A 9,354-nucleotide genomic window follows, 5' to 3' on the forward strand; every position below is an offset into this window, starting at 1 on the left:
AATATAGCTAATCTGGCCGCCCCAATGCGACTGGCATTGACGACAAGATTTACGAAAAAACTGATAGCCGGCAAAGCGGCCGCAAGCTATAGACCTGTGGGTGGAACCATTCCAGATCAATCGATCGTTACCCGAGAGCGTCCCCAACCCCTTGGCGCAACCGTCCCGAGGATGAGCGCACCACCTCCGATCCGACGAAGGCGTTTGCACGACGCGTTGCCACCCCTAGCGATACGCCTGCAAATTCGCATGATTCGCGAGCCAAGTTTTGCTTTCAGAGATTTGCCCGCGAATGAACGCGAATGGGCAACGCAGGAAAGCCGCGGTAGCGATTGTCGCAATGCTCAACAGACAAGTTCAATTGACGACCACGAGCCCAATAAAACGCTATGTCTCCTAATGATCAAAACCCCAGCACCAATCGACCGAGCAACTCAGCAAGCTGGCGATAACCAGCGGAAACATGGGCAAGACCGTGATTTAAGAAACGTCTAATAGTGGCAATTAGCGTTCAAGTCGGAGAGAACACTAATCTTCGCTAATCGCATACTTCGATATCCAATAGATCTGTTTGTGTTTGCGAGACTCCAGATCGTGTTGCCAGCACCTCGCATCAAGAAACGACGTTGGTTCACCAATGGCCATTTCGTTGCCGTCGTCCCCCATTCGCCACAGTTGATAGGAATGCCGCTCGAGCAACTCTGGGTGGCGGTCCGCGAAGTGTTGAATCGTCGCTTTGTCCAAATCGGTAAAGGTACCGACTGGATACGGTTCCATTTTTGCTTGCCAGTGCCGGAGGTGTCTCTGAACGTGCGAGGCGTTTGGCTCGGACGCCCTAATGGTGCCACCGGTTTCGAGGTGCAAGAACTCGCAACCAACTCGAAGACCACACTCAAATTCCATTGCCCAAATGTCAGCATTGCCCAGTCCGTCAACGAATTCAACAAATGGCTCGCAGCCGAACCATTCTTTGGCAGCGCCGCGATTAACAGACAATCGAAACAGTTGAAACCAAGGACGAGGCGGTTTCTCAATTTCTGATTTAATTTCAAGTAGCTTCATTCAACTGGTAAAACGACAGGAATCACCGAGTACGGAAGAGATGCTTCATTTGTAAAACCCGAAGCCGTCCTTCAAGTAAACAGAACGGCATCTCTCGGATGTTAGAATACGCTTTGCGCTCTCAGTTTGCCACCGATTTCACCTTGTGGTATGACAATACTTGAACCTTGTCCAATGGCTCCCAGTGGACACCTCTTTTCCTGGCATTACTTCACACGGCCCACCACGATCAAGTCGGCGGCGAGAGGATTGGAGATTGACGGAAATTCGCATGATTCGCGAGCCAAGTTTTGCTTCCAGAGATTTGCCCGCAAATCACGCGAATGGGCAACGCACGATAGCCGCGGTAGCGGCGGCAGCATTTAGCCCCACGCGTCAGCGTGGGGTTTTGGGCACCAACGCACCACCCTAGCCGCGGTAGCGGCGACAGCGATCGAAGCACGGCTCAACCGACGACACGAATCGACAACCGCGATCCCAATAAAACGCAACGTCCCCTGATGAGCAATTACAAACAAAAAAATGGTTGACAAAAAGATGAAGTCAGAAGAATGAGGCACGCGTTACTTCGTCTCGAAAATCTTTCTGTCGCACCAATCTTTCTGCCCTGCAATCGCCACTTCCTGAGGAGCGTCAACACAACCAACCAGTCTGCGCCACGCCCCCCGCCGAGCACTCCCCAGTTACTCTACTAAATGGGCGCGAACAACGTCTGCGACCGATTCATTGGAAATACCGTTGCGTCTGCAGTAGTCCGATGACAGCCAATTAACCAAGGTCTTTGATCCCTTACTTGCGTTACACGAATTACAGCACAGCGCGAGGTTGTCCAACGTTACAATGCTCGCATCGTTGATAATATGCTCCCATGTTGGCCGATGTTTCCGAGATCCGTCTTGCGAGTACGCTTCCGTGAAGGCGACACCACAGTAAACGCAAACCTGATCGCGTTCACGTATTGCGGACTCCATTTCGGAAGGAATTCCCCATCGATTCATGATTTATTCACGCAACACTTGCAATCACCCGACGCGACGAGAACTTGACCAAACGCCCAATCGCCCGACTTCGCTTCACGGGTACACTGCCCTGATTACTTTCCTTCCTCGGCAAAAAAATGGGCCATCTGCGACTCGTCCCATTCATGCGTCTTGGACGCGTCAGCGGGTGGAGGAAAGCCAGTGCGACAGCAACCTACGGCGTCAGCGAAATTGTAAATAGCGTGGGGATAGGAATTAATGAAGAGCGCAGCCTTCATTCCATCACCGGACCAAATGAGATGCAGTTCGGATGGTTCGTCTTTATCGGCAACGGATTGAACGTTGTAAATGTGCAATGCATCGAGAATTGGATTGTCCGCCTTCTCGGTATCGAGAGCGTAAAAGTAGCCGGTCTCGCCGTCATCCTCAAAGACGGCCTGATATCGTCCAATTGATGAATCGCATTGCACAACGGTCTCGACGCCCACGGAGAGCATTTCTTTGGTCACGGCGCTGGCAACGAGTCGAGCAGTCATAGCATCTATCCGCGATGGTTGTAGTGTTTTGTGTAGGTGTGGCAATTTTCAGACTGGACGTTCTGACTGGCTAGCGATGATGATTGGCTCGACGAAACAAAACTCAAGTTGTTGGTCGAGACAACGCCCTCGCATCGTCGGGTCTTTTGAACAAAAACCTTGAATATCGGCTCGTCCCTCGCGATGTCAAAAGCTTACCGTTATCTGCGGGTGTCAATACAGTCAGTGCTATCAAGAAAACTATCGAGCGACTGGCGTTTCATCAGCACATTTCGAATGTCGCCTACCCTTACGCCTGCAAAACTCAATGCCATTGGGTCATCGGGATCACAGAAGAAGATATAGAATACTTTCGGCCCTTGAGGCCCCATCCAACCAATCAGATCCTATGCGGAAGTAAATTCCCACTTAGCCTCGTTCATTTCAGACTCAGGAAATCACTGCCGGAATTTTTTTTCTGGCCGCCGGGCAGCAGAAAATCTGTGGGCCGCAGTCGCTGCGATCCTGCGGGTCTTCATGTCCGTGGTAGATGTACGCGTGACCGTCAGTAAATGGAACAACCCCTTCCAACTTGGCCCAAGCTGCTCCATGAATGGGATACCCTCGCTATCAATGAATGATCGACGATCAATAGCGGCGACAGCGATCGTAATCTCTGGCTTGGAATTCGCGGAATTTCGACACCGCCGTAGCAGCTAACTCGCGAAGCAATAGCGGTCACCACTGTCGACCGTGGACGCCCACGCATCCGAGATACCGAGAAAGGTTAAAAAATTGGCAGGTTAAAAAATACGAAACGGTGGCTTATCGCTCCTGAAGATCAGCAACGATCGCTGTGCACAAACCATCCTCCGACAGAGGCAGCAGGTATGCGAGAACCTGATTGTTCTTGTCTGCGATGAAAGTGGTGTCGCTTCGCAGCCCAAAATCGCGACGAATATCTCCGTCGTAGCCATATGCCTGCAAACCTTCAACTTGCTTGTCAGCCGCCCCAACAATTGCGATCACGTTCGCACCCGCTTTGATCGCTTCGGCCGCGTATTGAAAATTCGAAAGTTTTGTGCCGATGAAGAGTACGGTTACGGATCCGGTTTGCGGAGCCACGAATGACGGTGACAACGGAATTGCCGCGATCTCATCAAGAGCAAACAGTGGCGGAGTGCGTATCATCAGCTTTGCCGACACATTCAAGTCGGACTTGCTCTTCAGCTGACTGCGAATTTCCATAAACCGTGCATTCTCAGCGAGAGATGGAAAATATTCGTCACTCAAATCCTCGGAGGTCACGAGTTCCTTCGACGCCATCCGCTGCAAGAGATCTAACGCTCGCTCCACTTCGCCCGTCTCAGCAAAGCATTCTGCACTCTCGAGCATGAAACCGGGAATCCGCCGCAAGTCGTGCGGATGAGGACGCGAATCTGAATCGACAAATCTCCATGCATCTTGCAACAACGGGTCTGCCGTTGCGACGTCGAGATCCTTGAGCCCCAACAGGTAGTCTTCGGACTTATATTCAAAATTCTTCCACCCAGAGGGAGCCGTTAGCCGCGAACTATCAATTTTGAAGCCAGAATGCTCGACCTTGGATGCTGCTTCCAACGTCTCAGTCGGCTTCGCGCAACCCAAACATGCAATCGCTAAACAGCAAACCGAAAAGATGATGTGTCTCATAATTCCAATACAAAAGTTTGTGATCAAAACAGAAGTTCGGCCTTGAAACTACCGAACTTCACCGGAGAAAACCAGACGACGTGTCCAAGAACGTTAAAGGCTCTTTCCCGGTATAGAAGCCGCCGCGAAGTCGAGCCCGTTTCCGTGATCCATCAGGGAAGACTCCTCGAGCCCATCAATCCCCTTTTCGATTTTCGAGCCAGTATTTGAGCGGCAGCATCCCCGCCTTTTCGATCGTCACTTCGGCATGGTTCAATTCGTCGTGTTGCGTGATCGCTTTTGTCATGTACTTACTTTTCAGCCTGTACAACAATGGAAGCTAGAGCAATAAAGCCCACGAACGCAAACGTTTCTTCCACTTCGAATCTTTCGGGGCAACTTGTTCGAAACACGTTAACGCTCAATCAATGCGGCGTCTCTCTTACGGAAATCTAGTTCCAATCGATACGCTATTTGCATATGGATAGATGGCGAGCCGTTAGCACGGCATTGTGGCATGCTGCTTTTTGTACAACCTCGTTTTTTTTATGACCGAGTGTACTTCACCCCAAGTCGCAATGCAATTTATTGCCACCGGCTTCCGCTACCGCGCCGCTGATTGAGAGTGGATCCCGACAGCACGGCTGAAACGAACAGGTGGTTTAATCGCAGCTAACACCACCAGCCTCCCGAACAATAGCACGATCCACAACCCCGTAAAGACAAAGAGCAGAGTCGTGAATAGTTTGGCTCTCAAGCCCTCCGGAAGTCCAACAGTTTCGTTTTGGTCGAGTCTCGAGACCGCGGCCTCAATAGTTGTGGAGCGGATAAGGCTCTTTGAGATCTCGGCACAGCGTTCCGCTGGCACGTCGTGCCTCCTCATGTCGGATCGGTACGGTTCAGCGGGCGGCGGGGGAACGACTTAACCATTACGAAAACGGCGTCCACCGCCGTTCCGGTGCCAATACTTGCCACCACCTTTTCCAACTCATACTCTCGGAATAAACGCAATGTCATCACCGAACGTATCGTCGTAAAATGGGATGCGTCGAACAACACATTCAACCATCAACTTCGCCATCCCAAGATCGTACAATTCGTAGCCGACACTTCCAACAGCAGTCTTTCAAGTAGATTGGGGGCCATCTACGAGCCACAAAAAGTCAGGCCTTGATCATCACAATCCCAAGGCAATACGCCTGGACACCCTGGGTACGCTCCGCAAGCTTATTCGCCAAGTCGGTATTGCCGGCCATCACACGATGATTCCCAAACGAGTGATGTCACCTTCAATTTTTGCTAGTCCGCCGACTCGGATGCACCTTCATGTCCACCGCCACGACATCAAATTTCAGGTGCCGATAGACGTTTCAGTCGTGGTTGCTGAATAGCCGGCTTTACAAACCAGGACGGCGTGTGACAAGGATCAGCCCGACCGCAATCACCGAAACAACTAATCCTATCGCGACGAGGCTTCCGCCACCGGCGACCACGGATCCCTTGGTAACACTCTTTCCGGCGAGACCGAGAATCATCATCAAAACACCGACGGCGAATCCACCCTTAGCACGTCGATTCACCACTTTCACATACCAATTTCGTGGATCTTGCATCTCCTGAGGTCCAGGCGTTGGTCGATGTTCGGAAGAACCGGACGATTCAGCGATGCGATTTTTCGCACCGACTTGCAGCTCGATGTTCTCGAACGGCTCGCCGCAAGCCAGACACGCAGACGCGGCTGGTTTATGGGTTGTCATTCCGCATTTGTTGCATTTATTTGGCATTCGGTGAGATTCGGAAGCAAGGGTGACTGTACGTAATTTGAGAACAATCTCGAGTCGCCTAACGTTGGGGTCCAGCGAGTCGACACAAGAGTCGTTGTGGTGGCCAATTTGCTCAAACGGCCGATTTCGCTGCAGCCCATAGCTCTCTGGGTTGCTGTAGTGGGAGATCACTGCCCGCCACGATTGACACTGATCCAATCATAGCGAGCGCAACGACCGCCGGCAAACCCGTTGATTACCGCAAAAACAAAGAAGAAATTTGTTGGCGGAATGATGTGAGGCAACATGATAAATCCGCTCACGTTAATCATTTTGCCACCTAATCATTCTGCCAATCGATCGACCGCGGGGACCATTTGCGACAGCGAGTGACGACTGCCGAGTTCAGTTTCAGAATTGCAGGAAGGACAAACCCAAGGCATCGTGTCGTCGAACGTTTAGAGGTGTCTCCGTCGGGTAACGGCCGGCATCACCGAGTCGGGAAAGTTGATTGTCCATTCGTAGAACCACGCAAGCCCGACTTCGGGCGAGCAGAACGGTGTCTCTCGGATGTTAGGATACGCTTTGTGTTCACGGTTTGCTACAGATTTCTCCTTGGGGTGTCACAATATTTGATCCTTGTCCAATTGGTCACCGAGTTGCCTCGGAATCGCCGACTGGATTGTGACGAAATGCCGTGAACACCTATTGTGACTCGTGTAAATCAGGCTGATTCACGGCCAATCCAGCATGACAATGCTTACCCGCGAAACACGCCAATGAACGCCAATGGGCATGGAACCACAGACAAACTCAAATGGACGCAGACTTTGGAACGGCACAATCTGCGTTCCTCCGCGTTCATCTGTGGTTGGCTGGACTGCTGAATTAGAAACCTCGACGATCGATCTCGTCGCAAGGTCGATGGCTCCTACCTCCGTTGACGCCAGTCCTTGCTAGGGTCGACAACCGCGCTGATCACACACCGATTCAACCGCGCAACTCCTTCCCTGCCAGAACGCCCCGGATCAGGGGGACCGAGGAGTTAACTTTGGTTTTAAGCTGGATGACGCCGAGGTCTCATCCGCATCCGTTTGTTCACCGGCGATGGGCGACGTTACAAGCTGCTTGACCATCGGAATGCAGGCCAGGGAAATGCCACGTGGGGATTCATAGACGCTGCGTTGATCGCCGACAAAACCACATTGCCTGTAAAAGGGAGCAGCGTTGAGCGTCGAGTCGAGGGTCAATCGTCTCAATCCTATCTTTGCCGCGAGACATTCCAGGTGTGCCAAGATGGCGCGGCCGACCCCGCACCCCATCCGGTCAGGCCGCACAAAGATAGCGTCGACTTGCCCCGTCGAGCAGTCAAGCAGTCCTGTGCCAACCACAGATCCGTCGACAGTCGCAACGTACCAATGCTTGGCAACGGTCTCGGCAAAGGCGTCCGTCATCTCGCCCGCCGTCCACGCCGACAACTGCTCTTCGGGGTAGTGTCCCGTGCATTGGGCAAGAATCGCAGCATTGCGAATGTCCCACACGGCGATTGCGTCTTCACGCTCGGCTTTGCGGATGAATAGTTCCATAATTCTGCTGGCGAACGATTGGGATCACCGGGACGCCGCGGTGGATACTCCATTTGAAAACGCGCTATCGGCGACTGGAATCCGAAACGCGAAGGAGCGTTGCGTCGGCGGCCTTGCGGGTGTGAAAATGAACAATGCGAGTATCATGAACAAGGACGCGGACATACCCAAATCACCAATCATGCCGCAAAGTTCAGTTGGCAGCAGACGATCCGGGTTCAGCAATCCAAGCAAAACGTCGATTGCCATTGCGGCAACGATGAATCCGACGACTGCGGCTAGAATTCGCATGCTATCGCAACATTACGGAACGGATCACCCGGCGGCGACGGTTGATCATCCAATTCTAAACGCCCGACTTCTCCGCTCGGTTGCACCGGAGCGTTCCCCGCCGTTTTCATCATGTCGTCGAGCAAGATCAGTGTACCGTAAAGAGGATGGCATATGAGCCCTCACAGTGAATGCGATTTACGTCACGGAAATACGGCGCGGAAGGATGCGAATAGACCAAGGCAAAAAATGACGCCCGCAGTGGCCCAGACGGCAGTGAACGAATTGGCGAAAATCATCACCAAAAACGAACCAATCAAAGCCAGGATTGCAAAGAGGACAACCGAAGTCGCAAATATGGCCCATCGATTCGTCGGATTATTCGGGTCTGGTTGCCCTTTGGCGTTGCGTCCAAATGCTCCGCGAAGGCAGACACCAATAAAGTCAACGAGGAATCCGGCAAGCTCAGCGAGCATTTACTAAAGATGGGAGTGCGAGGTGAGTCGGGGAACAGCAACGATCACCCCGTCGCCGCCATTCTAATTTGTGTTCACGAAACAATCGCGCCGGCGACTTGGGTGCATCGTTGTTCCCCGATGTTTTGCCGCTAACCGCCCGTTAATTGTAGCGAGTCGATTGACGCGATCCAACTCCTCGTCCTTCGCACTTCCTGCGCACTGTATAACCATCTTCACAGCACAAAAAACTGGCAACGAATGAAACCACAGATGAACGCCGATGAACACAGATCACCCCCAGACGCATCTGCGTGAATCCGGGTTCATTTATGGTTCCCACTTCTCAAGTTCCCCGTTTTGCAATCCGACACTCGTTACGTTTGCAACACAAAAAACATCTTCGGCCTTCATCCGCCAGATCACGTTGGACCGCCAAGTCCAATTCATCGAATACTAATTTCCAATCGGGGAACGTCGGCAATCACCAGACCGCGACGAGTGATTGTCCATTAGCAGCACTTGCCCCGTGGAAATTCATCTGACTCGCAGCGCATACCGCTCGCAAACGCTTGCCCGCGAATCACACTAATCACCGCGAATGAACATCTCACTGTCCAATGGTCGACGCGACTTGACGACCACGAATGCAGTTAGACGCTAGCCTCGAAAATGTTCAAACCCCAGACAAAAACATGGGTGACAAAAAGATGAAGGCAGAACGATGAGGCACGCGTTACTTCGTGCTAGCAATCTTTCTGTCGCACCAATCTTTCTGCCCTACATCCGCCATCACCTGCCGAGCACTCCTCACTCCTCACTCCTCACTCCTCACTCCTCACTCCTCACTCCGTGTCTCCGTGTCTCCGTGTCTCCGTCTCTCCGTCTCTCCGTCTCTCCGTTTATAGGATGCCGACGGTTGCGTCGGTATCGAGAAAGCGATTCGACCATGAACGCAGGTGTGATCTGGATCGTTGCACGAATCGCGACGCCCATCGCCAGATTCGGAGCTCCGCGTTCTGCGGTGGGCGGCTCGTACGGATTGACGTCAG

Annotated in this window: 7 protein-coding genes; all 7 read right to left on the reverse strand. The window is 52.4% G+C overall.

Annotation, left to right across the window (positions count from 1 at the left end; all coding sequences use genetic code 11):
* Positions 1-528: 528 nt before the first annotated feature.
* The gene (locus tag ABX962_RS21115; protein WP_372722037.1) at positions 529-777 is read right to left on the reverse strand and encodes a hypothetical protein; all 249 of its coding nucleotides are present in this window, start codon (positions 775-777) and stop codon (positions 529-531) included.
* Between the two features lie 1,378 nt (positions 778-2,155).
* Positions 2,156-2,578 carry a DUF2251 domain-containing protein gene (locus ABX962_RS21120; RefSeq protein WP_372722038.1) on the reverse strand — a complete coding sequence of 141 codons (423 nt, stop codon included), beginning with the start codon at positions 2,576-2,578 and terminating at the stop codon, positions 2,156-2,158.
* A gap of 804 nt (positions 2,579-3,382) precedes the next feature.
* The gene (locus ABX962_RS21125) at positions 3,383-4,249 is read right to left on the reverse strand and encodes a hypothetical protein (protein ID WP_372722040.1); all 867 of its coding nucleotides are present in this window, start codon (positions 4,247-4,249) and stop codon (positions 3,383-3,385) included.
* An 858-nt stretch (positions 4,250-5,107) separates the two neighbouring features.
* The gene (locus ABX962_RS21130) at positions 5,108-5,245 is read right to left on the reverse strand and encodes a hypothetical protein (protein WP_372722042.1); all 138 of its coding nucleotides are present in this window, start codon (positions 5,243-5,245) and stop codon (positions 5,108-5,110) included.
* A gap of 380 nt (positions 5,246-5,625) precedes the next feature.
* Positions 5,626-5,985 carry a hypothetical protein gene (locus ABX962_RS21135; RefSeq protein ID WP_372722044.1) on the reverse strand — a complete coding sequence of 120 codons (360 nt, stop codon included), beginning with the start codon at positions 5,983-5,985 and terminating at the stop codon, positions 5,626-5,628.
* A gap of 194 nt (positions 5,986-6,179) precedes the next feature.
* A complete protein-coding gene (locus ABX962_RS21140; protein WP_372722046.1) occupies positions 6,180-6,323 on the reverse strand; it encodes a hypothetical protein in 144 nt (47 codons plus the stop codon).
* A gap of 696 nt (positions 6,324-7,019) precedes the next feature.
* A complete protein-coding gene (locus ABX962_RS21145; RefSeq protein WP_372722048.1) occupies positions 7,020-7,577 on the reverse strand; it encodes a GNAT family N-acetyltransferase in 558 nt (185 codons plus the stop codon).
* Positions 7,578-9,354: the final 1,777 nt, after the last annotated feature.

This window comes from Novipirellula sp., from assembly GCF_041583735.1.
GTDB lineage: Bacteria > Planctomycetota > Planctomycetia > Pirellulales > Pirellulaceae > Novipirellula.

Coding starts and splice junctions, on each gene's coding strand:
- ABX962_RS21115 (WP_372722037.1), bottom strand. CDS start 777: ATGGAACCGTATCCAGTCGGTACCTTTACCGATTTGGACAAAGCGACG.
- ABX962_RS21120 (WP_372722038.1), bottom strand. CDS start 2,578: ATGACTGCTCGACTCGTTGCCAGCGCCGTGACCAAAGAAATGCTCTCC.
- ABX962_RS21125 (WP_372722040.1), bottom strand. CDS start 4,249: ATGAGACACATCATCTTTTCGGTTTGCTGTTTAGCGATTGCATGTTTG.
- ABX962_RS21130 (WP_372722042.1), bottom strand. CDS start 5,245: ATGACATTGCGTTTATTCCGAGAGTATGAGTTGGAAAAGGTGGTGGCA.
- ABX962_RS21135 (WP_372722044.1), bottom strand. CDS start 5,985: ATGACAACCCATAAACCAGCCGCGTCTGCGTGTCTGGCTTGCGGCGAG.
- ABX962_RS21140 (WP_372722046.1), bottom strand. CDS start 6,323: ATGATTAACGTGAGCGGATTTATCATGTTGCCTCACATCATTCCGCCA.
- ABX962_RS21145 (WP_372722048.1), bottom strand. CDS start 7,577: ATGGAACTATTCATCCGCAAAGCCGAGCGTGAAGACGCAATCGCCGTG.